At 72.1% G+C, this 22,173-nt stretch carries 22 protein-coding genes; 17 read left to right on the forward strand and 5 right to left on the reverse strand.

From position 1 onward, the window contains the following. The first annotated feature begins 64 nt into the window (after positions 1-64). The 11 genes from ABZT06_RS01750 (at position 65) to ABZT06_RS01800 (ending at position 10,368) form a co-directional block, all read left to right on the forward strand. Positions 65-187 (forward strand): putative leader peptide, encoded by a 123-nt coding sequence (locus ABZT06_RS01750; RefSeq protein ID WP_355733251.1) that lies wholly within the window; start codon positions 65-67, stop codon positions 185-187. Between the two features lie 99 nt (positions 188-286). After that, a complete protein-coding gene (locus ABZT06_RS01755; RefSeq protein ID WP_355733253.1) occupies positions 287-1,153 on the forward strand; it encodes a glutathione S-transferase C-terminal domain-containing protein in 867 nt (288 codons plus the stop codon). A gap of 441 nt (positions 1,154-1,594) precedes the next feature. Further along, complete coding sequence (locus ABZT06_RS01760) at positions 1,595-2,578, forward strand: amino acid ABC transporter permease (protein WP_355733256.1); 984 nt, start codon at positions 1,595-1,597, stop codon at positions 2,576-2,578. After that, positions 2,575-3,354, forward strand: a complete 780-nt coding sequence (locus ABZT06_RS01765) for an amino acid ABC transporter ATP-binding protein (protein WP_355733259.1) — start codon at positions 2,575-2,577, stop codon at positions 3,352-3,354. The genes ABZT06_RS01760 and ABZT06_RS01765 overlap by 4 nt, the downstream gene beginning before the upstream one ends. 69 nt (positions 3,355-3,423) lie before the next feature. Beyond that, a complete protein-coding gene (locus ABZT06_RS01770) occupies positions 3,424-4,443 on the forward strand; it encodes a transporter substrate-binding domain-containing protein (protein ID WP_355733262.1) in 1,020 nt (339 codons plus the stop codon). Between the two features lie 97 nt (positions 4,444-4,540). Next, positions 4,541-5,269, forward strand: coding sequence for a GNAT family N-acetyltransferase (locus ABZT06_RS01775; RefSeq protein ID WP_355733266.1), 729 nt, complete (start codon positions 4,541-4,543; stop codon positions 5,267-5,269). 56 nt (positions 5,270-5,325) lie between these two features. After that, positions 5,326-5,412, forward strand: coding sequence for a putative leader peptide (locus ABZT06_RS01780; protein WP_342364948.1), 87 nt, complete (start codon positions 5,326-5,328; stop codon positions 5,410-5,412). Between the two features lie 81 nt (positions 5,413-5,493). Next, on the forward strand, positions 5,494-6,696 hold the full coding sequence (locus ABZT06_RS01785) for an LLM class flavin-dependent oxidoreductase (RefSeq protein WP_355733268.1): 1,203 nt from the start codon (positions 5,494-5,496) through the stop codon (positions 6,694-6,696). A gap of 21 nt (positions 6,697-6,717) precedes the next feature. Then, positions 6,718-8,097: an NtaA/DmoA family FMN-dependent monooxygenase gene (locus ABZT06_RS01790; protein WP_355733271.1), complete on the forward strand. Its 1,380-nt coding sequence runs from the start codon at positions 6,718-6,720 to the stop codon at positions 8,095-8,097. Further along, the gene (locus tag ABZT06_RS01795; protein WP_355733274.1) at positions 8,094-9,227 is read left to right on the forward strand and encodes an LLM class flavin-dependent oxidoreductase; all 1,134 of its coding nucleotides are present in this window, start codon (positions 8,094-8,096) and stop codon (positions 9,225-9,227) included. The genes ABZT06_RS01790 and ABZT06_RS01795 overlap by 4 nt, the downstream gene beginning before the upstream one ends. Further along, complete coding sequence (locus ABZT06_RS01800) at positions 9,220-10,368, forward strand: LLM class flavin-dependent oxidoreductase (RefSeq protein WP_355733277.1); 1,149 nt, start codon at positions 9,220-9,222, stop codon at positions 10,366-10,368. Before ABZT06_RS01795 ends, ABZT06_RS01800 begins: the two co-directional genes overlap by 8 nt. Here the strand turns inward: ABZT06_RS01800 and ABZT06_RS01805 are convergent. Then, positions 10,347-10,715 carry a hypothetical protein gene (locus ABZT06_RS01805; protein WP_355733280.1) on the reverse strand — a complete coding sequence of 123 codons (369 nt, stop codon included), beginning with the start codon at positions 10,713-10,715 and terminating at the stop codon, positions 10,347-10,349. The genes ABZT06_RS01800 and ABZT06_RS01805 overlap by 22 nt on opposite strands. 96 nt (positions 10,716-10,811) lie before the next feature. Here ABZT06_RS01805 and ABZT06_RS01810 point away from each other — a divergent pair, with 96 nt between their 5' ends. Together ABZT06_RS01810 and ABZT06_RS01815 are read left to right on the forward strand one after the other, a co-directional pair. Then, positions 10,812-11,792: a WYL domain-containing protein gene (locus ABZT06_RS01810; protein ID WP_355733283.1), complete on the forward strand. Its 981-nt coding sequence runs from the start codon at positions 10,812-10,814 to the stop codon at positions 11,790-11,792. A gap of 8 nt (positions 11,793-11,800) precedes the next feature. After that, on the forward strand, positions 11,801-12,244 hold the full coding sequence (locus tag ABZT06_RS01815; RefSeq protein ID WP_355733287.1) for a GNAT family N-acetyltransferase: 444 nt from the start codon (positions 11,801-11,803) through the stop codon (positions 12,242-12,244). Here ABZT06_RS01815 and ABZT06_RS01820 read toward each other — a convergent pair. Together ABZT06_RS01820 and ABZT06_RS01825 are read right to left on the reverse strand one after the other, a co-directional pair. Next, positions 12,225-12,737: an AAA family ATPase gene (locus ABZT06_RS01820; protein ID WP_355733290.1), complete on the reverse strand. Its 513-nt coding sequence runs from the start codon at positions 12,735-12,737 to the stop codon at positions 12,225-12,227. The genes ABZT06_RS01815 and ABZT06_RS01820 overlap by 20 nt on opposite strands. Positions 12,738-12,879: 142 nt before the next feature. Beyond that, entirely contained in the window at positions 12,880-13,965 is a 1,086-nt protein-coding gene (locus ABZT06_RS01825) for a M12 family metallopeptidase (protein WP_355733293.1), read from the reverse strand. 95 nt (positions 13,966-14,060) lie between these two features. Here ABZT06_RS01825 and ABZT06_RS01830 point away from each other — a divergent pair, with 95 nt between their 5' ends. Next, positions 14,061-15,761: a LuxR C-terminal-related transcriptional regulator gene (locus tag ABZT06_RS01830; protein ID WP_355733296.1), complete on the forward strand. Its 1,701-nt coding sequence runs from the start codon at positions 14,061-14,063 to the stop codon at positions 15,759-15,761. A 107-nt stretch (positions 15,762-15,868) separates the two neighbouring features. Here the strand turns inward: ABZT06_RS01830 and ABZT06_RS01835 are convergent, their stop codons facing one another. Continuing rightward, a complete protein-coding gene (locus ABZT06_RS01835) occupies positions 15,869-18,436 on the reverse strand; it encodes a CHAT domain-containing tetratricopeptide repeat protein (protein WP_355734081.1) in 2,568 nt (855 codons plus the stop codon). Positions 18,437-18,584: 148 nt separating this feature from the next. On the opposite strand from ABZT06_RS01835, the gene ABZT06_RS01840 reads away from it, so the two are divergent. Genes ABZT06_RS01840 through ABZT06_RS01850 form a run of 3 tightly spaced genes read left to right on the forward strand, consistent with a single transcriptional unit; the run spans position 18,585 to position 21,129 of the window. Beyond that, complete coding sequence (locus tag ABZT06_RS01840) at positions 18,585-20,012, forward strand: S8/S53 family peptidase (protein WP_355733299.1); 1,428 nt, start codon at positions 18,585-18,587, stop codon at positions 20,010-20,012. 59 nt (positions 20,013-20,071) lie between these two features. Continuing rightward, positions 20,072-20,647, forward strand: a complete 576-nt coding sequence (locus ABZT06_RS01845) for a sigma-70 family RNA polymerase sigma factor (protein WP_355733301.1) — start codon at positions 20,072-20,074, stop codon at positions 20,645-20,647. Then, on the forward strand, positions 20,644-21,129 hold the full coding sequence (locus ABZT06_RS01850; protein WP_355733303.1) for a hypothetical protein: 486 nt from the start codon (positions 20,644-20,646) through the stop codon (positions 21,127-21,129). Before ABZT06_RS01845 ends, ABZT06_RS01850 begins: the two co-directional genes overlap by 4 nt. A 240-nt stretch (positions 21,130-21,369) precedes the next feature. Here ABZT06_RS01850 and ABZT06_RS01855 read toward each other — a convergent pair whose 3' ends face one another. After that, positions 21,370-22,143: an N-formylglutamate amidohydrolase gene (locus tag ABZT06_RS01855; protein ID WP_355733306.1), complete on the reverse strand. Its 774-nt coding sequence runs from the start codon at positions 22,141-22,143 to the stop codon at positions 21,370-21,372. Positions 22,144-22,173 lie beyond the last annotated feature (30 nt).

Consider the following 22,173-nt stretch of genomic DNA (forward strand, 5'->3'; position numbering starts at 1 on the left):
CTTGACGTGCGCCCCGACCCGATCGACACTCCAGATGGGAATCCTAGTGAACAGGTAGGGAAACATGGGGCGCCTTGAGTCGGCCGTCGGCCGAGTGAGCCGTACAGCGCGGCCCTCGCCTCTTCTGACCTCCCGCCGTCACATCGACCTGCTGCGCGTCTGCAGCGCGATCAGGCCCCTGGGCTGAGCCCGGCCGCGGCCGCCCCCGCTTCTCCTGACGCTCACTTCCGGACCGACGACGCTTCCGCCGCGCGTACGTCTGCGCACCGACACCCCGGGGAGACCCATGTCCGTCACACCGCTCGCCCATGTCCCCGCCACCCACCCGGTCCCCGCGTTCCGGGGCCGGATCGGCCAGGACGCGCGCAGTGGGCACTACGCCGTGCCGCGCCGCTACCGGCTCCACCTGGCCGCCGCCTGTGCGGACGGTCTGCGCATCGCCGTCGTGCACAGCCTCCTCGGCCTCGACGACGTCTGTCCCGTGACCTTCCTGGACCCGGTTCCCGACTGTCCCGACGGAGGGCATTCCGCGCTGCGTCCGCTGTACGAGGCCAGCGCGCACCGGTACACCGGCGCGGCCGTCGCGCCGGTGCTCAGTGACGACTGGTCGGGGCGGATCGTCAGCACCCACGCCGCCGACATCACCCGCGACCTGGCCCGGCACTTCGGCGGCGGCCGCCCGGCGCTGTACCCGTGCGGAGCGGAGTCGGAGACCGAGGCCGTGGAGCGGATGTGCCGGGGCATCGCGCGGGCCGCGCAGCAGGCCGGGTCGGCGGGCGGCGACGACGTGGAACGGGCCGCCGCGCTGGAGCAACTGATGGACTTCCTGGGCTCGTTGGAGCGCTGGCTCGTCGGCCGGAACCATCTGATCCGCGATCACGTCACCGCAGCCGACGTCGAGTTGTGGGTCACACTGGTGCAACTCGACACCGTGCACCGTGACCACCTCGACGCCGGCGCGGTGCAGCGCATCGCCGACCACCCCACCCTGTGGGCCTACGCCCGCCGTCTGGCCGCGCACCCGGCCTTCGGCACCCACCTCGACCTCGACGGCATCGCCCGCCGGCACCACGCCCACTGCCGGGGCCTGGAGGCAGCCGGGGCCGCCGTACAGATCCTGGACTGGGCCGCGCACGCCACCGGCACGTCCTGATCGTTCCACCTGGTGGACCGGCATTGACACCGGTTCGCACCACTGCCTTAACCTACGGGTCCATCAGGGGCCTGTTTCAGCCAGAGGTCCACAAGGGCCCCGCGAGGCCCCCGAGAACAGCGACGGTGACCGAGATGTACGCAGCTCCCAGGACGGCCGCACGCCGTTCTCCGGGCTGCGTACGGCCGTACGGCGACCCCCTCGTCGCCAACCGGGCCGTCGACCTGCTCCGCGTGAGCAGCGCACTGTGTACCGCACCGGGCCGTGCCCGCTGTCGGGGCTGACGTTCCGCCTCCGCAGCCCCCGCGTTCCTGACGAACACCGCACGCGCGGTGTGCCGTCGTCCGCCCAGCCCCCGGTGCCCGCGCGTCGCGTCCTACCGCCGTAGTACGCCCTGTTCGCCGTGTCCCAGGGGAAACCCGACCTTGCCGGAGTCCCCTCATGAGTGAACCCCCAGGCGCGGCCGTGTCCGTCACCGAGGCACCGCCGCAGACCGACACCCCGTCAAAACCGCTCGCAGCGCAGCGAGTCCAGCCGCTCAGGCGCCCGGGCCGCTGGATCGCCACCGCCGTCGTCCTGGTGCTGGCAGCCCAGTTCGTCCACGGCCTGGCGACCAACCCCTTCTACCAGTGGGACCGCTTCGGCTACTGGTTCCTGCGGCCGACCGTCCTCGACGGGCTCCTCATCACTCTCGAAGTCACCGCGTACAGCGCGGTGTTGGGTCTGCTGGGCGGAATCCTCCTCGCCCTGGCCCGGCTCTCGAAGAGCCCGGTGCTGCGCGCGGTGAGCTGGACCTATGTCTGGGCGCTCCGCTCGATACCGCTGATCGTGCTCCTGCTGTTCCTCTACAACTTCTCGGCCCTGTACAAGACGCTCAGCATCGGTGTCCCCTTCGGCCCCGCCTTCTTCTCCTTCGACGAGTCCCGGCTGGCCACCGACATGGTCATCGCCGTGATCGGCCTCAGCCTCAACGAAGCCGCCTACGCCGCCGAGGTCGTCCGGGGCGGGATCCTCTCCGTCGACCAGGGCCAGCACGAAGCGGCCTCCGCGCTGGGCCTGCCGAAGGGCTACCAGTTCCGCAGGATCGTCTTCCCCCAGGCCCTGCGCTCCATCACCCCGAACTACGTCAACCAACTCATCGGCCTCATCAAGAGCACCTCGCTGGTCTTCTACGTCTCGCTGCTCGACCTGTTCGGCACCGTGCAGTCGATGGGCTCGACCTACCCCGGCGACATCGTCCCGCTGCTGCTGGTCGCCACCGTCTGGTACCTGATCCTCACCAGCGCCGTGTCCGTCGTCCAGTTCTACGTCGAGCGGTACTACGCCCGGGGCGCGACGCGCTCCCTGCCGCCGACCCCGCTCCAGAAACTGCGGGCCGGTCTCAGCGACCTCAGGGCCCGTATCCGCAGGGAGACCGCGATATGACCGTCACCGACATCACCCCCGTCGCGCTCGAAGTGCACGGCGTGCACAAGTGGTACGGCTCCCACCGGGTCCTGGACGGCGTCGACCTGGCGGTGCGCCCCGGCGAGGTCACCGTGATCATCGGCCCGTCCGGCTCCGGGAAGTCCACCCTGCTGCGGGTCATCAACCACCTGGAGAAGCCGGAGATCGGCTATGTCAGCGTCAACGACGAGCTGATCGGGGTCCGTCGGCAGGGCGAGCGACTCAAGGAGCTCAGCGAGCGCGCCATCCTGACCCAGCGCAGCCGCATCGGGTTCGTCTTCCAGAACTTCAACCTCTTCCCGCACCTGACCGTCCTCGACAACGTCGCCGCCGCCCCGGTGGCGACCGGGAAGCTCGCCAGGGCAGCGGCCCAGGAGCTGGCCCGCGAACTCCTCGGCAGGGTCGGTCTGGCCGACAAGGCCGGTGCCTACCCGCGGCAGTTGTCGGGCGGCCAGCAGCAGCGCGTGGCCATCGCCCGTGCCCTGGCCCTGCGCCCCGGCGTGATCCTGTTCGACGAGCCGACCTCCGCCCTCGACCCCGAGCTCGTCGGTGAAGTGCTCGCGGTCATCAAGGACTTGGCGACCAGCGGCACCACGCTCGTCATCGTCACCCACGAGATCGGCTTCGCCCGCGAGATCGCCGACCGGGTCGTCTTCATCGACGGCGGCCGCATCGTCGAGCAGGGCCCGCCCTCCGAGGTCCTCGACAAGCCGCGGCACGTACGGACCCGGGACTTCCTGAGCCGGGTCCTCTGACCCCGCCGCGTCCCACGACTTCCCCCCACATCCCACCTCAACCCCTCTCATCGAACACCTAGGACGGCCATGTCTGCCCACTTCACCCGACGCAGCCTGATACGCGGCATCACCGCGGCGACCACCGTCGCCACCCTCGCCACCGGGCTCGCCGCCTGCGGTGGTGACAGTGACGCCGCCACCACGACGGACAGCTCCGGCACGGTCACCGTGGGCCGGGTGTCCAACGGCGCCGCCAAGGAGACCGCCCTCAAGGTCGCCGAGGTGAAGTCCATCAGCGCCGAACTGCCCGACACCGTCAAGAAGAGCGGCAAGCTGCTGATCGGCTCCGGCACCCTGCCCTCCGGCGCCCCGCCGCTGGGCTACATAGGCAGCGACCAGAAGACCCTCACCGGCTCCGAGTCCGACCTGGCCCGCCTGGTCGCCGCGGTCCTCGGGCTGAAGCCCGAGGTCAAGCAGTTCACCTGGGAGAACCTCTTCGTCGGCATCGACAGCGGCAAGGTGAACGTCGGCTTCTCCAACATCACCGACACCGAGGAACGCAAGAAGAAGTACGAGTTCGCCTCCTACCGCAAGGACGACCTCGCCTTCGAGACGCTCAAGACCTCGAAGTGGAGCTTCGACGGCGACTACGAGGCCCTCGCGGGTGAGACCGTCTCGGTCGGCGCCGGTACAAACCAGGAGCGCATCCTGCTGGAGTGGCAGAGCAGGCTGAAGAAGGAGGGCAAGAAGCTGACCATCAAGTACTTCCAGGACAGCGCCAGCATCTATCTCGCCCTCAACAGCGGCAAGATCGACTCCTACTTCGGCCCCAGCCCGAACCTCTCCTACCACGCGACCCAGACCGCGAGCACGCCCAACCCGACCAAGATCGCCGGTCAGTTCTCCGGCGCCGGAGAAACGCTCCAGGGTCTCATCGCCGCGACCGCCAAGAAGGACAGCGGACTGGCCAAGCCTCTCGCCGACGCGATCAACTACCTGATCGACAACGGCCAGTACGCCAAGTGGCTCGCCGCGTGGAACCTCTCCAACGACGCCGTCAGCAAGTCGGAGGTCAACCCCCCCGGGCTGCCGCTCGACAACTCCTGACACAGCCTCAAAAAACCCTGTGCGCCTGCATGCCGACGTAAGAAGGGACCCCTCCTCCGTGGCCCAGCACACCGACGTCCGCGGGGGAGGAGCCTCTTTGAGACCCACCGCGCATGACACCGCCCCCGGCACCTCCGTCCTCGACAACGCCGTATGGGCCGCCCTGGACGGCCCGCACGCCCACCTCGCCGAACGCGTCGGCCGTGCCGCCCGCTACCCTGACGACGTCTACGCCTTCGCCGCCCTCGCCGATCCCACGGACCCGGCCGCCTGGGCCGACCTGCACACACTCGTAGGCCCCGGAACCACCGTACGGATCAAGCCGGTTGAGAGGGTCCCGGAAGGATGGGAGGTCGTCGGCGGGGGAGTGGGCGTCCAGCTCGTCGACACCGCGCTGCGCGCCGAGCCTGCCCCCGAGGCGGTACGGCTCGGCCCCGACGACGTGCCCGAGATCCTGGACCTGGTCGCCCGCACCAAGCCCGGCCCCTTCCGTGAGCGGACCACGGAACTCGGCACCTACCTGGGCATCCGCGAGCAGGGACGCCTGATCGCCCTGGCCGGTGAGCGGATCCGGCCACCCGGCTGGACGGAGATCAGCGCGGTCTGCACCGACCCGGCCCACCGGGGCCGGGGCCTGGCCACCCGGCTGGTGCGCGCGATCGCCGCAGGCATCCGGGAGCGCGGGGACATCCCGTTCCTGCACGCCGCAGCCGACAACACGCGCGCGATCCGGCTCTACCGGTCGATCGGCTTCACGCTGCGCCGCCGTTCACCCGTCCTCCTGGTCCGCAGTCCGGGAACACCACGCGAGAACGGGGTGTTGTGACTCACGACGAGATCCGCCGGGCGCCGTCGCGCGCCCGGAAGAGGGAGGTGACGGGCGTGATCAGCACACTCCGCTCCGCCCACCTCCACTCCCGGCCCCACATCGATCTCCAGCGCGTGTCCGCCGCGCTCTGTTGTTCCTGACCCGTCCCACTGCCCCAGCCGCCGTGCCCGCGCATCCGCGGGCGGGCCCTCTCGTACGGACCTTCAGGAAGGCACCCACCCGTGTCCCCTTCTTCTTCCTCCTCCTTGCTGCATCTCGCCGTCGCCCTGGACGGCACCGGCTGGCACCCCGCCTCCTGGCGTGAGCCAGTGGCCAGGCCCCGCGACCTGTTGACCGCCGGGTACTGGGCCGATCTGGTCGCCGAGGCCGAGCAGGGCCTGCTCGACTTCGTCACCATCGAGGACGGACTCGGCCCGCAGTCCAGCCACTTCCTCGACCCGGACGAGCGCACCGACCAGGTCCGCGGCCGCCTCGACGCCGTCCTGATCGCCTCGCGCATCGCGCCGCTCACCCGGCACATCGGCCTGGTCCCGACCGCGGTGGTCACCCACACCGAGCCGTTCCACATTTCCAAGGCCATCGCCACCCTCGACTACGTCAGCACCGGCCGCGCGGGCCTGCGCGTCCAGATCACCGCCCGCCCCAACGAGGCCGCGCACTTCGGCCGCCGCACCATCCCCCCGATCGAGGCCTACGACAGCCCCGCGACCCAGGAACTCGTCACCGACCTCTTCGACGAGGCCGCCGACTACGTGGAGGCCGTCCGCCGCCTCTGGGACAGCTGGGAGGACGACGCCGAGATCCGCGACGCCACCACCGGCCGCTTCATCGACCGGGACAAGCTGCACTACATCGACTTCGAGGGACGGCACTTCAGCGTCAAGGGGCCCTCCATCACGCCCCGCCCGCCGCAGGGCCAGCCCCTCGTCACCGCCCTGGGCCACCAGACCGTCCCCTACCGGCTCATCGCCCGCCAGGCCGACGTCGGCTACATCACCCCGCACGACACCGGCCAGGCCCGCGCGATCGTCGACGAGATCCGCGCGGAGCAGGAGACGGCCGGCCGGGCCGGTGAACTCCTCCACGTCTTCGGTGACCTGGTCGTCTTCCTCGACGAAGACCCGGCAGCGGCGGCCGCCCGCCGGGACCGCCTCGACGCGCTCGCGGGAGAGCCGTACCAGAGCGACGCCCGTGTCTTCACCGGCACCCCGGCGCAACTCGCGGACCTGCTGGTCGAGTTCCAGGCGGCAGGGCTCACCGGCTTCCGGCTGCGGCCCGCCGTCCTCGGCCACGACCTCCCGGCGATCACCCGCGGCCTGGTCCCCGAACTCCAGCGCCGGGGCGCCTTCCGCACCGCCTACGAGGCCGACACCCTGCGCGGCCTGCTGGGCCTCGCCCGCCCCGCCAACCGCTACGCCGCCTGAGCCGGAAGGACCCGCACCGACATGACCAGCAAGCCGCTGAAGCAGATCCACCTTGCCGCGCACTTCCCGGGCGTCAACAACACCACCGTGTGGAGCGACCCGAAGGCCGGCAGCCACATCGAGTTCAGCTCCTTCGCGCACTTCGCCCGGACCGCCGAACGCGCCAAGTTCGACTTCCTCTTCCTCGCCGAGGGTCTGCGGCTTCGCGAACAGGGCGGCAGGATTTACGACCTGGACGTCGTCGGCCGCCCCGACACCTTCACGATCCTCGCCGCGCTGGCCGCCGTCACCGAGCACCTCGGACTGACCGGCACCATCAACTCCACCTTCAACGAGCCCTACGAGGTGGCCCGCCAGTTCGCCAGCCTCGACCACCTCTCCGGCGGCCGCTCCGCCTGGAACGTCGTCACCTCGTGGGACGCCTTCACCGGCGAGAACTTCCGCCGCGGCGGCTTCCTCCCGCAGGACGAGCGCTACTCCCGCGCCAAGGAGTTCCTCGCCACCACCCAGGAACTCTTCGACTCCTGGCAGGGCGACGAGATCCTCGCCGACCAGGCCTCCGGAGTGTTCCTGCGGGACGCGAAGGCCGGCTCCTTCGTCCACACCGGCCAACACTTCGACATCCACGGCCAGTTCAACGTCCCCCGCTCCCCGCAGGGCCGCCCGGTCGTCTTCCAGGCCGGCGACTCCGAGGAAGGCCGGGAGTTCGCCGCCTCCTCCGCCGACGCGATCTTCAGCCGGTACGCCACCCTCGACGAGGGCCGGGCCTTCTACACCGACGTCAAGAACCGCCTCGCCAAGTACGGCCGCCGCCAAGACCAGTTGCTGATCCTGCCCGCCGCCTCCTTCGCCCTCGCCGACACCGACGCCGAGGCCGAGGAACTGGCGAGGATCGTCCGACGCCAGCAGGTCAGCGGGGCCACCGCCCTCAAGCACCTGGAGTTCGTCTGGAACCGGGACCTGTCCTCCTACGACCCCGAAGGGCCGCTTCCCGACATCGACCCGGACGTCAGCGACAACCACATCTCCAAGGGGCGTGCCCAGGTCCGTATGTACCGGGACCCGCTGGCCACCGCCCGCGAGTGGCGCGAGCTGGCCGCCGCCAACAACTGGTCCATCCGCGACCTCGTCATCCACACCGGCAACCGGCAGAACTTCATCGGCTCACCGGAGACGATCGCCCGCACCATCAACGCGTACGTGCAGGCCGACGCGAGCGACGGCTTCATCCTGGTCCCGCACATCACCCCCACCGGCCTCGACACCTTCGCCGACAAGGTCGTCCCGCTCCTCCAGGAACAGGGCGTCTTCCGCACCGAGTACGAGGGCCCGACCCTGCGCCACCACCTCGGCCTCGCGCACCCGGACGACCTGCAAGGCGATCAGCGGGTGGCGTCGTGAAATTCCTCGCCATCACGCTCATCGTGCACCGCCCGGACCCCGTCACCGGCGTACAGAAGTCCACCCACGACCGCTTCCGCGAAGTACTCGACCATGCCGTGCTCGCCGAGGAGCTGGGATTCGACGGCTTCGGCGTGGGGGAGCGGCACAAGCGGCCGTTCATCTCCTCCTCGCCGACCGTGGTCCTCAGCCACATCGCCGCCCTGACCAGGCGCATCCGTCTCTTCACCGCGGTGACGACCCTGAGCCTGCTCGACCCGGTGCGCGCCTACGAGGACTACGCCACCCTCGACCACCTCTCCGAGGGCCGCCTCGATCTCATCATCGGAAAGGGCAACGGCGCCGCCCAGCGCGAACTGTTCCACGTCACACCCGAGGACCAGTGGGACCGCAACGCCGAGAGCTACGAGGTGTTCCGGCAGCTCTGGCGCCAGGACAAGGTCACCGCGCAGACCCGCTTCCGGCCCCCGCTGCAGGACGCCGAGGCATGGCCGCGGCCGTACCAGAGACCAGTCCGCGTCTGGCACGGCAGCGCCACCAGCAAGGAGTCGGTCGACCTCGCCGCCCGCTACGGAGACCCGCTGTTCTCGGCGAACGTCACCAATCCCATAGAGCCGTACGCGGAGTTGATCCGCTACTACCGAGAGCGCTGGGAGTTCCACGGGCACGACCCCGCCGACATCGCCGTCGGAGCGGGTACGGCGGGGCTGCTGGTCACCCGCACCTCCCAGGAGGCACTCGACGCCTACCGGCCGCTGTTCGAGGCCAACCTCGCCTTCTACGAGAAGGCCGGTCTCCCCGTCGTCTTCGAGACCCTGGAGGATTTCGCCGAGCGCAGCTCCGCGCTGATCGGCAGCCCGCAGCAGATCATCGACAAGGTGCACCGCTATCACGAGCAGTTCGGGCACACCGTCCTCCATCTGCACGCGGACGCCGGCGGGCTGACGGACACCCAGCACCGCGACTCGCTGGAGCTGTTCCAGTCCGAGGTCGCCCCCGTGCTGCGGCGCGCCATCCCGGACCCGCCGTTCGCCTGGGGGCCGGTACTGGGCGAGCCGGTGCCGGAGGCGTCCGTGTCGGCGGCGTCCGCGGCGAAGGTGCCCGGCCCGGAGGAGGCGGCCCATGCCTGACATCCCCCTCGGCGTCCTGGACCTGGTGCCGATCCCATCCGGATCCACCGCGGCCGACGCCCTGCGCAACTCCATCGACCTCGCCCAGCAGGCCGAACGCCTCGGCTACGCCCGCTACTGGTTCGCCGAGCACCACCTCAACCCGGGCGTCGCGGGCACGTCCCCGGCCGTGGTCCTGGCGCTCACCGCGTCCGCCACCTCCACGATCCGCCTCGGCTCCGGCGCCGTACAGCTCGGCCACCGCACCGCGCTCAGCACGGTCGAGGAGTTCGGGCTCCTCGACACCCTGCACCCCGGCCGGCTCGACCTGGGCCTCGGACGGTCCGGCGGCCGCCCGCCGGGCGCGGCCAAGGCACCGCTCGCCACCGCGACCCCGGTCGTCGACGGTCGCGCCCCCAACGGCCTGCTCGTCCCGCCCCGCTTCTCCTTCGCGTACCTGCTCGGCTCACCTCGCGTCGCGCTCCAGCGCAAGCTGCTCCTGCTGCCCGGTGCCGAGTCACAGGACTACGCCGAGCAGATCGACGACATCCTCGCCCTGCTCGCGGGCACCTACCGCTCTCCGGAGGGCCTCGAGGCGCACGTGGTCCCGGGCGAGGGGGCCGACGTGCAGGTGTGGATCCTCGGCAGCAGCGGCGGTGAGAGCGCCGAGGCCGCCGGGGCCCGTGGGCTGCGCTTCGCGGCGAACTACCACGTCAGCCCGGGTACGGTCCTGGAGGCCGCCGAGGGCTACCGGGCGGCCTTCCAGCCCTCCGACATCCTCGACAAGCCGTACGTCAGCGTCTCCGCCGACGTCGTGGTGGCCGAGGACGACGACACCGCACGCGAACTCGCCACGGGTTACGGCGTCTGGGTGCGCAGTATCCGCACCGCCGAGGGCGCCATCGAGTTCCCCACTCCCGAGGAGGCCCGCGCCCACGTCTGGACCGAGGAGGACCGGGCGCTCGTCCGGGACCGTCTCGACACCCAGTTCGTCGGCTCCCCCGGCCGGGTCGCCGACCTCTTGGAGCAACTCCAAGAGGCCACGGAGGCGGACGAGTTGCTCATCACCACCATCACCCACGACCACCGGGACCGGGTGCGTTCCTACGCTCTTCTCGCGGAGGAATGGCGCCGCCGCGGTCACTCCTCCCAGTCGAGCTGATGCCCGGGCGTTCCCACGGACCGCCCGTACGCCACCGCTTCGGCGCGGCCCGCCCGGTCGCCGCGCCGGTAGCGGAACACCCTCCCGGCGAACACGACCACGCGCTCGTCCCCGGCGACGAAGTCGGCGTACCAGCCGAGCTCCGGATCCAATGCCTCGGCCAACGCGTCCGCGAGCGCGCCGACATCCTGGCCCTCGCTCTCCCACTCGACGAGCGTCCACACCGGCGGCTGCCCGTCGGCGGCCTCGTCGATCTCGACCCTGCTGATCTTTCGCAACCGCAGTCCGCGCGGCTCGAACACCGCACCCGGCCGGAGGCTCTCGCCGATGACGTATCCGGTGATCACGTGCTGTCTCCCTGCTGATCGGGGGCTTCGCGGATGACGCTACGGCTGTATGACTGACATCCTCTGTCAGTCATACGTCGATGAGGTGACCGGCCCATGCGAGCGGACCGCCTGCTGTCCCTTCTGCTCAGCCTCCAGTCGCGCGGCCAGGTGACGGCCCGTCAACTGGCGGCGGAGCTCGAGGTGTCGGTCCGAACCGTCTACCGGGACCTGGAGGCGCTGAGCGCGGCGGGAGTCCCGGTGGTGGCGAGTGGCGGCCCAGGCGGTGGCTGCCGTCTGATGGAGGGCTGGCGCAGCCCGCTGCTCGGCATCAGCGCGGAGGAGGCGACGGCGTTGCTGGCAGCCGCCTCCGAAAGCGGTCCACTGGAGCGGATCGCGCTCGGTGACGCTCTGGCACAGGCCCGTCTGAAGCTCCTCGCGTCCCTGCCGACGGCGGGCCGCGAACAGGCGAACACGACGGCGAGCCGCTTCCACATCGACACCCAGGCCTGGTTCAGGCCACCGGAGCCGGTCCCGCACCTCCCGGTGTTCGTCGATGCCGTACGACGCGGCAGGCGCCTGCGTGTGACCCACGCGAGCCGCTCCGGTGCGAGGAGGGCGGTGGACCCGCTGGGCCTCGTCGCGAAAGCGGGCGTCTGGTACCTGGTCGTCCGGTCCGACCGGGGGATCCGCGCGCACCGGGCGTCGAGGATCACGGCGGCGGAGCTCCTGCCGGACGCTTTCACCCGCCCCGACGACTTCGACCTGCCGGCCTACTGGGCCCGCTGGACCGCCGAGTTCGAGGCGAGCCTGGACCGCCTCCCGGTCACCGTACGCCTCACGGAGGCGGGCCTGGCCGCGCTCGCGCAGGTGCTCGGCGACGCCGGGGCGGGGGCGCGGGCAGTCCCGGATCCGGAACAGCCCGGCTGGTACCGCCTGGTGCTCCACTTCGACGACCGGACCGCCGCCTGCCGTCGCCTGCTCGGCTTCGGCCCGGACGCCGAAGTCCTTGAACCCGCGGACGTCCGGCGGGAGTTGGCGGCGACCGCCCGCCGCACCGCCGCCCGCTACCGGGACGCGGCCGACCCCGTGGCATGATCGGCGCCATGGCCGTACGGATCGACCTCGCCGACGTGAGCGACCTCCACCAGGTCCTGGCGGACCACGCCCGTTACTGGGGCGAACGCGATCTTCGCGCCCTCCATCTCAGCGCGCTGGTAAAGGAGTTCGGCTCCACCTGTCTCGTCGCCCGGGCCGAGGACGGCATCCGCGGCTACCTCATCGGCTTCGTCACCCCCGGCCGCACCGGATACGTCCACCTGATCGCCACCCGCGACGACACCCGTGGCACCGGCATCGGCCGTACCCTCTACGAGGCGTTCACCGAGACCGCCCGCCGCCAGGGCGCGGTTCGCCTCAAGGCGATCACCTCGTTCAGCAACGATGGCTCCATCGCCTTCCACCGCAGCCTCGGCTTCGAGGACCGGGTGGTGGAGGACTACGACGGCCCGGGCCGGGACCGCGTGGTCTTCACCCGCGACCTGCGCTGACCATCGCCTCGATCAGCGGCCCCAGACAGTCCTCGGGCTCCCGCCCCGCGGTGTCGACCACCAAGCGGTCCCGATCCCACGGCTCGTACTCCCGGTCGACGATCTCCCGCCAGGTGGGCAGTGGCAGGTCGGGGATGTCGACCGAGCGGGCGGTGACGCGCCGCCGGTGCTCCTGCCCGTCGGAACAGACGACCTCCACCTCCAGGACGGGCACACCGGCCCGCACGGCCGTCCCGCGCCAGGCGTCCCGGATCACGCTCAGTGGATTGACCGACTCGGCGGCGACCGTGAGCCCCTGCCTCAACTGCTCCTCGGCGAGGGCGTACCCCACGACGTAGCCCACCGGCCCCACGGGATGCCGGGTCAGTCCGGAGCGGACGATCGCCTGCTCGATGGTGTCGACCCGCAGATGGACCGCGCCCGTCCTGGACGCCAGAAGCCGGGCGAGCGTGGTCTTGCCGGTGGCCGGAAGGCCGCCGATGACGATCAGCATGCGCCCAGTCTCACACTCGTATCTGCCGCTGAACGCCGTGTGGCCGGAAGTACGTCTCCCTCCCCCGAAGGCGACGTACTTCCGGCCGTTCCCCCGGCGCCGGACAGTGGTCCAGCCTCGCCCGTGCGGCCCGTCTGTGCTGTCACCAGCACATGACCGCGGTTTCCCCCGAACCCCACGCGGAGTACAGGCGCACACGGACGAAGTAGCGGCGGCCCTTCACGAGACGGGCCCTGAGCGTGGCGTTGTGCGCGGTGCCCGCGTCGTCCCGGCCGCAGAGAAAGCGGGGTTCCCCGTCCCGCTCCTCGAAGACCACGACGACCGTGTCGCTGTCGCCGAAGGTGCCCACGGTGTACTCGCGGGTCTCCGGCGGTTCCACGGTGAAGTCGGCCTGCTCACCCGGTCCGAGCCCGAGGGGCGCGGACCGGAAGGGCACCAGCGCCGGCGTCCGGACCTGCTCGGCCGACGGGTACCAGCGCAGGACGTACTCCTTGTCGGCGGCCGACAGGGTGCCGGGCGGGTCGAGGCCCGCGCGGTACTGCTCCGGTTCCAGGACCAGACCCGCCTCGAAGGGATACTCCATGATCGACTGCGGGTCCCAGACGGAGCCGTTGACCTCGTCCGGGTCCAGCTTGCGCAGGATGTTGAAGAACGTCCGGTCCCGGCTCCAGAAGTTCGGCGGGCCCGCCAGATCGGCGTAGACGGCCTCGTCGTCCCAGTGGATCCCGGCGAACGGACTCTGGTGCTCGTGCAGCATGCCGAGCGCGTGCCCGATCTCGTGCAGGGCCGTCCCGCGCTCCCCGGGCGCGGTCAGGTCCCAGCCGAAGTTCATGGTGCGTTCGTTCAGCCCGACCGCGAGCGCGTCCCTGCCCACGGTCGACCAGGAGCCGTCGCCGAGCTGGAACCCGATACGCAGCTCGGCCTCCGAACGGTCCTCCACCTCGGTGAAGCGCACCCCGATCCCGAGGTTCTGCCACTCCTGGAAGCACTCGCGCACCACGTCCCGCTGCTCCTTGGCACCGACCCACGACACCCGGCGGGACTGCCCGGTCCCCGGAACCGCGATCAACGACCCGTCGGCGTCGCCGTCGAAGAAGCAGTAGTGCAGGACCGTGCTGTTGACCCACATCCGGCTGCCGCCGATGAGCGCACTCAGCCGCTCGGCGGCCAGACCCGGCGCGAACGCCGGAGCCGACTGCTGCGCGAGGGAGCAGTAGCGTGCGGTCATGGGGTTCAGCGTGCCCTCGGGCGTCTCGGGGCGCCTGAGTCGGGGGCTACTCAAGTACCCCTGTATCAGGACTGAGTAGCGGTGCTCATGCTTCCGTGACGACTTTCGAACGGGACGCGAAGACGCTGGAGCTGCCCTGGCCGTTCACCGGCCGGGAGGACGAACTCGAGCTGGTCCGCAGGTCGGTTGCCGGGGGACGGCACGGCATCGTGGTGACCGGTCCCGCGGGCCGGGGCAAGACCCGGCTCGTCACCGAGGCCGTACGCGGCACCGACCACGCCCGGGCGGTGGGCACGCCCGCGACCCGCGGGCTCCCCTTCGCCGCCTTCGCGCACCTGCTGCCGGAGACCGTGTCCCTCCACCGAGCCGTCCACCTCCTGTCATCCGTACGGCTTCTGCTCGTCGACGACGCCCATCTGCTGGACGACGCCTCGGCGGCCCTGGTCCACCAGCTCGCGGTGCACGGCCGCACCCGGCTCCTGGTCGTCGCCACCGACGGCGCGCGGACGCCGGGCGCGATATCCCGTCTGTGGACCGGGGAACTCCTGCCGCGCCTCGCCCTGGAACCGCTGCCCCGAGAGGAGACCGCGCAGCTGCTCGCGGCCGGCGCCGGCGGTCTCGAAGCCCTCACCGTCAACCGGCTGCACCGCCTGTGCCGGGGCGATCTGCGACTGCTGCGCGAGCTGGTGGACGCGGTGCGCGAGCGGGGGCTGCTGCGCCGGGTCCCGGACTCGGCCGAGTGGGAGTGGCGCGGCCCGGTGCCGATCACCGCGAGCGTACGCGCGCGCACGGCGCACCTCCTCGACCGCACCGGTCCCGGCGAGCGGGAGACCCTGGACCGCCTGGCCTTCGCCGAGCCGCTCCCGATGGACGCCGACACGCTCGACCTGGACGCCCTCGAAGCCCTGGAGGCCGACGGACTGGTCCACGTCGACGAGCAGGGCGCCACCCGCCTCGCCCACCCCCTCCACGGCCCCGTGCTGCGAGCCGCCGCCGGACGCCTGCGGGCCCGCCGCCTGGCCGGCGCCCCGGACCGCCGTGCGGCCGCCCTGGAGACCGAGACGGCCACGCTGACGCGGGCGATCGCCGAGACGGACGTACGAGCCGTCGCGGCCCCGGTGGGGGAGTGGCTCCTGGACGAGGGCACCGGCGTACCGGCCCGGCACGCCGCCGTACGGGCACGGTTCGCGCGCCTGCGGGGGGAACTGCGGGAGGCCGCGGCCTGGGCTAGGGAGGGACTGCGTGCCGCGGCTGACGATCCGGCCTGCCGCCACGAACTCGACGCGGCTCTCGGCACCCTCGGGGAGGCCCCGTACGACGCGGTCCGCCTCGGTGCGCCCGACCGGGCCGTCGGCCGCCTGACCGGTGTCTTCGCCACGCACGCCGAGGCGCTGGCCCAGGGGGACGGGCCCGCCCTCGACCGTGCCGCACAGGCCCTGGAGGAGCGCGGTTTCCTGCTCTTCGCGGCGGAGGCGTACGCCCAGGCCGCAGGGGCGCACCGCGACCCGAGCGCCACCCGCACCTCACGCACCCGCGCCGTCTCCCTGGCCCGGCGCTGCCAGGGTGCCCGCACCCCGGCCCTGTCGGGACTCGTCCTCGGCGAACTCACCGCCCGCCAGCGGCAGATCGTCACCCTCGCGGCCGCCGGCCTGAGCAACCGCCAGATCGCGGAGAGACTCACCCTGTCGATCCGTACCGTCGGCAACCACCTCTACAGCGCGTACGCCCGCCTCGGCGCGAGCGACCGCGACGCGCTGCCGTGCCTGGTGGAGCTGCCGCAGGCCCAGCCGGCCTGAGCCGCACACCGGACCGGGGCGGTCTGACCCCCAGTATTCGGGGGAGGGGTCAGGCCGCCCCACACATCACCCGCCCCACATCACCCGCACCACCGGGGAAGCACCTCTCACGCCGCCCCGAACGCCGAGAACGCCCACCCCGTCGCCCGATGCACCGAGTCCCCCGGCAGCGCGGCCCGAGCGTCACGCAGCGCCTCCGCCATGGACGCCCCCGCACCGAGACCCTGGTGCAGCGCGAGCATCAACGGCACCACCGCCTCGTCGTTGACCGGCGCGCTGCACGCCACCACTCCCGCCGTACCCAGCGGCAGCAGCGCGGTGACCAGGCCGAGCAGTTCGTCCGCGCCGACCGAGGCGAAGCGCGCGGTGTCGCAGCAGGACAGGATGATCCGGTGCGGGCTGCGGTCCAGGCGCTCGAAGTCGTGGACGATGAGCGGGCCGTCGGCCATCCGCAATGCCGAGAACAACGGGCTGTCCGCACGGAACGTGCCGTGCGCGGCGATGTGCGCCAGCGCCGCCCCGTCCAGTTCCTCCAACACCCGAGGCACGCGCGCGTCGTCGTACTCCAGGACGGTCGCCGAGCCGTGCCGCCCGGCCAGTTCGGGCACCTCGGCGCCCCCGGTCGCGAGGCCCGGCCCGCGGACGAGGACCCGCCGTCCGCCCGGCGGCGGCGCGGTCTCCCGAGCGCGCAGCCAGCTGCTCGCCGACGGTGACACGCTGAACACCCGCTCCCGCAGCGAGGGCAGCAGCGCCCACGGCACCCGGTGCAGCCGCCCCGGCGGCACCACCACGACCGGTCCGGACCCGAGGTGCGCCGCGGCCGGCCCGAGCAGCAGCTCCTCCAGCCGCCGCCCTGCCGCCTCGACCACCGGAAGCCTCGCCTCCGCGCCGGGGTGCGCGAGCCGCCGCAGCCCCGCCTGGACGTGCTCCGCCTCGCGCTCGGCGTCGGCCAGCAGTCCGGCCTCGAACCGCCGTACCCGCCCCTGCGCGCAGAGCAGCACCTGAACACGCCCGTCGAGCACGGCGAGTTCGACCAGCCGTACGTCGTCACCGAGCCGTTCCAGCAGCCTGCCGGGGTCGAACCGGTAGCCGTCACCGGGGGCGTCGCCGCGCATGTGGAGGGTCCGGGAGCGGATCTCCCGTTCCAGGCGCCGCTGTTCACGCTCCAGCGTCGGCACCGGCCGGCCCTCCATCCGGGCTTCCTCCGCGCGTGCCGCTATCTCGCGGAAGGCGGTGAGGTCGCTGAGCAGGGCCGGGTCGGCCGGCGGGCGGGTCGGCGGCGCGGACAGCACGGTGGCCCGCCAGCGCTCGCTCCACACCAGCAGCCGCCGTGGGCCGCCCGACGCCAGCGAGGCCCGCGCGGCAAGCCCGGCCAGCTCGGCGCCCCGCGCGGTGGCCCGGGCCCGCAGTTCCGAGGCGCCGAGGGTCGTACGGTGATCGTCGAGCACGTCCAGCCCACGGCGGCACGCTTCCAGCACGCCTCGGTCGGAGCCCATCGCCCGCGCCCACAACGCCCGCGCCGCCCATCCCGTCATCCGCGCCAGCGGCGGCCCGCTGTGCCTGCTGCGGGCGGCCACCTCCAGATGCCGCTGGGCATCCTCCCGCCACCCCAGGCCGAGCGCGATCCGGCCCGCCAGCAGCGAGGCCTCCGGGGCGGCCGGGGCGCCGAAGGAGGCCAGCCGGTCGGCGACCGCGGCAGCGTCCGCCACCAGCCGGCCCGAGCCGCGCCCGGCGGCCACCCGCGCCTCGATCAGCACCAGCCGGGCATGCGTCTCCCACCAGGTGCGCCGCTGTCCGGCGAACAGCCGTACGGCCATGTCGGCGCGGGCGATCGCGGTGTGCGCGTCACCCGTGTGCCGGGCCGCCCGTGCGGCGGCCAGCAGCAGCTCCGCCTTGAGGGTGGACTGCCCGCCCATCCCGTCGAGCACCTTGATCGCCGCGTCCGCCTCCGCGAGCGCTTCCGGGGCGAGCCCCGCGGCCATCAGGACCTCGCAGCGCCGGATGGTGAGCATGAAGGTCGGGGTGCCGAGCTTGGCGTACCGCTCCTGTGCCTCGTCGAGCAGCCGCAGCGCCGCGGGAATGTCCCCGGACCGGTACGCGGCAAGGCCCCGGCTCTCCACCGCGTCGGCCTTGTCGTGCTCCTGGCCCGTGGTGTCCCACAGCGCCTCCGCCGCCGTGAAGTCGGCGTCCGCCCGCTCCACCGCCCCGAGCGCCAGGTGCACGGTGGCCCGCAGGGTCAGCGCCCGCGCCGTCCAGATCACGTCGTCCGCCTGCCGCAGCACCGGAACCGCCCGCCGTACGTCCTCCAGCGCCGCCCGGTGCTGCCCGAGCACCCACGAGGCGTAGGCCCGGCGGAACAGGACGCGCGCGCGGGTGTGCCCGCTGGCGACCTCGACACCCCGCTCCAGCGCGGCCAGACCCTGCCGGGTGCGCCCCGCGTGCACCAGCGCCACCCCGAGCGCGGCCAGCACGTCCGCCTCTCGGTCGGCCGACTCCGAGCGGGCCGCGAGATCGCGGGCCCGGCGCAGGTGGTCCAAGGCGATCCGCAGGTCGCCCCAGTCCCGCTGCCAGATGCCGATGACCTGGTGGGCCACGGAGGCGTGCAGCGGTGAGGGCTTTGAGCCGAGTACTTCCTCTGCCCTCGCCAGCGCCTGGTTGGGGGCGGCGAACACCATCGGCAGCAGTTCGAGAACCTGGTCGCTTCCCGCTGTCACTCAAAGGATGGTAGTGGCCCAGGTGGCAGGCCACACCGGTTTGGCGCTGTATCAATCAACGGTCCCGCGGCTCTGACTGACGACCGCCGCCCCAGTGGGAGGACACGCCATGGCACCTCAGCGATTCCACGAGCAGTTCGACCAGATCCAACGCTCCATGCCCGACGTCCCGCTGGCACTGGGGCCCGACGACGCCTCGGAGTTCATCTACGAGAAGGGCGTGATCCTCGCCCGGGACGGCCGCGACGCGGCGCTCGTCGAGGAGACCGTCCGCACCCATTTCACCGAGGCGACCGGCCTGACCGGCGACTACGTACAGCGGGACAGCCCCGAGACCAACCGCTCGGGCATCACCCGGATCAAGGTCGGCGACCCCGGCCACGGCGACCGGCGCGGCGACCGTGCCGTCACCCACGCCCTGCGCGCCATGAGCGAACGCGAGGGACGCGCAGGACACCGCCTGGTCAGCCGCAACCACGTGGTCTCCATCGCGGTCAACTCCTGCCCCGGCGACGAGCCGGTGCCCGCCTCGCTCAGCCAGGGCACCAACCCGGCTCCCGCGGAAGGCGGTCACGACCCCGACACCGCCGTGGGCGTCCTGGTCGTCGACAACGGCCTCACCCACGACCACGCGCTCGTCCCGCTGCTCACGCACGTCCAGGGCGACCTGCACGGTACCGAGACCGACGGGGCCGGCAACCTCCTCCAGTACGTCGGCCACGGCACGTTCATCGCCGGTGTCCTCGCGGCCGTCGCCCCCAACACCGACATCACCGTCCGCAGCACCCTCAACGACGCGGGCGCCATCCTCGAGTCCGAACTCGGCGAGAAGCTCTTCGAGGCGGTCGCCGACGGCTGGCCCGACATCATCAGCCTCTCCGCGGGCACCTCCAACGGACGCACCGACGGCCTGCTCGGCATGGACGCCTTCATGCGGGAACTGCGCGCCCACGGCACCCTGTTGGTCGCCGCGGCCGGCAACAACGCCAGCGCCAGCCCCTTCTGGCCCGCCGCCTACGCCGACCTGCCCGACTACCGGGACGTCGTCCTGTCGGTCGGCGCGCTGCGCGGCGACGGCGAGTTCGGCGCCTGCTTCAGCAACCACGGCTCCTGGGTGAACGTCTACGCCCCCGGCGAGCGGCTCACCAGCACCCTCACCGGCTTCGACGCACCGGTGCCGTACCTCTACCAGCACTCCACCTACGAGGCCTGCCGGTACGGCTTCACCTACGTGTGCACCTGCCAGTCCCCGTCCCACGTGGGCGTGTTGAGCGAGGACGGCACCACCGCCAAGCCGGACCAGGTGATGTTCGAGGGGTACGCGCACTGGAGCGGCACCTCCTTCGCGACCCCGGTCGTGGCAGGTCTGGTCGCCGCCCACATGACCGCGGACAAGGAGACCGACCCGCGCGCCGCCCGCCGTCAACTGCTCGCCGCGAACACGCAGTTCGCCGAAGTGCGCGGGGCGCACGTACCGGCGCTGAAGCCGGCCGGCTGGCGCCCGGTGCCGGTCGTGCAGCGCCCGGTCGGCACATGAGGGCCGGAGTGGTCCCTTCCACGGCGTACGATGACTTGCCGTACACGAGGGGTGGGACCGTGGACCGAGCAGACGTCGGTGCGCTGGTCCAGTCCGCCGTCGACGGTGACGCGGCGGCCTGGAAGGCGCTCGTGGAAGGGCTGAGCCCACTGGTGTGGGCCGTGGTGCGCGCGCACCGGCTCTCCGACGCCGACGCGCACGAGGTGTACCAGACCGTGTGGTTCCGCTTCGCCCAGCACCTCGGACGCATCCGCGAACCCGACAAGGCCAAGTCCTGGCTGGCGAGCACCGCGCGCCACGAGTGCCTGAAGGTGCTCAAGGGCTTAAGGCGGCTGACCGTCACGGACGACCCGCAGCTCCTCGACCGGATCAGCGAGGACCGTACGCCCGAGCAGTCGTTCATCGACTCCGAGGAGGCCGCCGCGCAGAGCGAGCGCGTGCGGTACCTGTGGCAGGAGTTCGAGGAACTCGGCGAGCGCTGCAGGCAGTTGCTGCGGATTCTGATGGCCTCGCCGAGGCCCGGCTACCAGGAGGTGTCCGCCGCCCTGGGGATCGCGGTGGGCAGCATCGGACCACTGCGCCAGCGCTGCCTGAGGCGGCTGCGGGCGCGGCTCGAGGCCCGGGGGGCGGTATGAGCGACATGAACGACGACGTATTCGACGAAGAGGCGTTGCCGGACGAGGAGTTCGCCCTCGAACTGCTGGAGGAGGAGCTCCGGCAGGCGACGGCCATCCTGGACCCCGTACCACCCGCCCTGCGGCAGATCGCCGTCGAGGCGTTCGCACTGCACGACCTGGACAGCCGGATCGCCGAGCTGACCTTCGACTCGGTGGTGGACGCCCTCCCGGTGAGGGGAGCGACGGGGGCGCCGCGGATGCTGACCTTCCACGCGGGCGAGGTGACGGTCGACGTCGAACTCACCCCGCAGGGCCTCATGGGGCAGGTGCTGCCACCCCAGTCGGCCCGGATCGAGGTGCTCAGCGGTCCGCAGGCGGGCGCGCCGCTCACCACCGACGACATGGGCCGCTTCACCTACGAGGCGTCCCCGGCCGGTCCCTTCGCGCTACGGCTGCGGACCGGCGAAGCAGTGATCGTCACCGACTGGCTGACCGTCTGAACCGCGGGTGCGCGCGCACCAGGTGACGGCGGGATCTGCGGCCCGCGGATCATCGTCCACCGACGCCGGACGATGTCGCCGCCCGGAACCGAGAGTGGCAGCAGCCGCTGCCGGCCGGGGAGCGTGCCGGCGAGGAGCCCGGTCCGGAGCCGCGGGAGGACGGCGCCGGGGCAGTAGCGCGCGGCCCCCGCCGAACCCCGGCTTGACTCCTCGTCGCGGTGACCGCCGCTCCGGGCCAAGTCAGGCCAGGGCGTCCACGAGTGCGGCGAGTACCTGCGCGAGCCTCTGGAGCCCCGGTCCGGCGGGCCCGCCCGGTTCCGCCATGTACGTGTCCCGCCGGATCTCCACCATCAGGGCGCTCACCCGGGGATCGCGACCGTAGAACTCCAGCGGCACGTACGTCCCGCTGAACGGACTGTCCAGCCCGGCCTCCCCGAACGCCTCCCGGGCCGCGGCGAGCAGCTCGGGCGGCGTGTGGAAGGAATCGGTGCCGAGACAGACCGGCGGCCGCGGCCCCTCGCCGTGCAGCTCGTAGGGCAGCGGCGCGCTCGGATAGGAGTGCACGTCGATGATGACGGCCCGCCCGGTGACGGCCAGCCGCCGGGCCACCGCGTCGGTCATCGCCCGGGCGTACGGCCGGAAGTAGCGCGCGATCAGCGGCCCGGGATCGGCACCGGCCGGCCGCAGCTCCTCCCGCTGCGTGGTCTTCGTGTACACGGCCCCCATCCCCACGGCGAGCATCTCCTCGCGCCCGTCCGGAAACCGCTCGGGATCCACGACCAGCCGCGACAGGCGGTTCACGAACCGCCACGGCATCAGACCGGCGCGCGCTGCCGCCTCTTCGGCGAGTTCCGCCGTGTGGGCGTCGACGATGTGGTCGAGCTCCCGCTCCAGCGCCAGGTCGTCCAGCACGATCCCGGCCCGCACCTCGGCCGGGATCTCCCGCGCGGAGTGCGGGACATGGAGGATCACCGGCGATTCCGGGGCACCGGGCAACAGGTCGAAAGAGGGCATACGGCTGCTCCCGGGGCGTTGTCAGTGGCG

The sequence above is a fragment of the Streptomyces sp. NPDC005483 genome, assembly GCF_040606035.1.
Classification (GTDB): Bacteria; Actinomycetota; Actinomycetes; order Streptomycetales; family Streptomycetaceae; genus Streptomyces.

Bases quoted from the DNA above. Each gene is read 5' to 3' on its own strand.
- ABZT06_RS01750 (WP_355733251.1), top strand. From the start codon at position 65: ATGGGGCGCCTTGAGTCGGCCGTCGGCCGAGTGAGCCGTACAGCGCGG.
- ABZT06_RS01755 (WP_355733253.1), top strand. From the start codon at position 287: ATGTCCGTCACACCGCTCGCCCATGTCCCCGCCACCCACCCGGTCCCC.
- ABZT06_RS01760 (WP_355733256.1), top strand. From the start codon at position 1,595: ATGAGTGAACCCCCAGGCGCGGCCGTGTCCGTCACCGAGGCACCGCCG.
- ABZT06_RS01765 (WP_355733259.1), top strand. From the start codon at position 2,575: ATGACCGTCACCGACATCACCCCCGTCGCGCTCGAAGTGCACGGCGTG.
- ABZT06_RS01770 (WP_355733262.1), top strand. From the start codon at position 3,424: ATGTCTGCCCACTTCACCCGACGCAGCCTGATACGCGGCATCACCGCG.
- ABZT06_RS01790 (WP_355733271.1), top strand. From the start codon at position 6,718: ATGACCAGCAAGCCGCTGAAGCAGATCCACCTTGCCGCGCACTTCCCG.
- ABZT06_RS01800 (WP_355733277.1), top strand. From the start codon at position 9,220: ATGCCTGACATCCCCCTCGGCGTCCTGGACCTGGTGCCGATCCCATCC.
- ABZT06_RS01810 (WP_355733283.1), top strand. From the start codon at position 10,812: ATGCGAGCGGACCGCCTGCTGTCCCTTCTGCTCAGCCTCCAGTCGCGC.
- ABZT06_RS01815 (WP_355733287.1), top strand. From the start codon at position 11,801: ATGGCCGTACGGATCGACCTCGCCGACGTGAGCGACCTCCACCAGGTC.
- ABZT06_RS01820 (WP_355733290.1), bottom strand. From the start codon at position 12,737: ATGCTGATCGTCATCGGCGGCCTTCCGGCCACCGGCAAGACCACGCTC.
- ABZT06_RS01825 (WP_355733293.1), bottom strand. From the start codon at position 13,965: ATGACCGCACGCTACTGCTCCCTCGCGCAGCAGTCGGCTCCGGCGTTC.
- ABZT06_RS01835 (WP_355734081.1), bottom strand. From the start codon at position 18,436: ATGGTGTTCGCCGCCCCCAACCAGGCGCTGGCGAGGGCAGAGGAAGTA.
- ABZT06_RS01840 (WP_355733299.1), top strand. From the start codon at position 18,585: ATGGCACCTCAGCGATTCCACGAGCAGTTCGACCAGATCCAACGCTCC.
- ABZT06_RS01850 (WP_355733303.1), top strand. From the start codon at position 20,644: ATGAGCGACATGAACGACGACGTATTCGACGAAGAGGCGTTGCCGGAC.
- ABZT06_RS01855 (WP_355733306.1), bottom strand. From the start codon at position 22,143: ATGCCCTCTTTCGACCTGTTGCCCGGTGCCCCGGAATCGCCGGTGATC.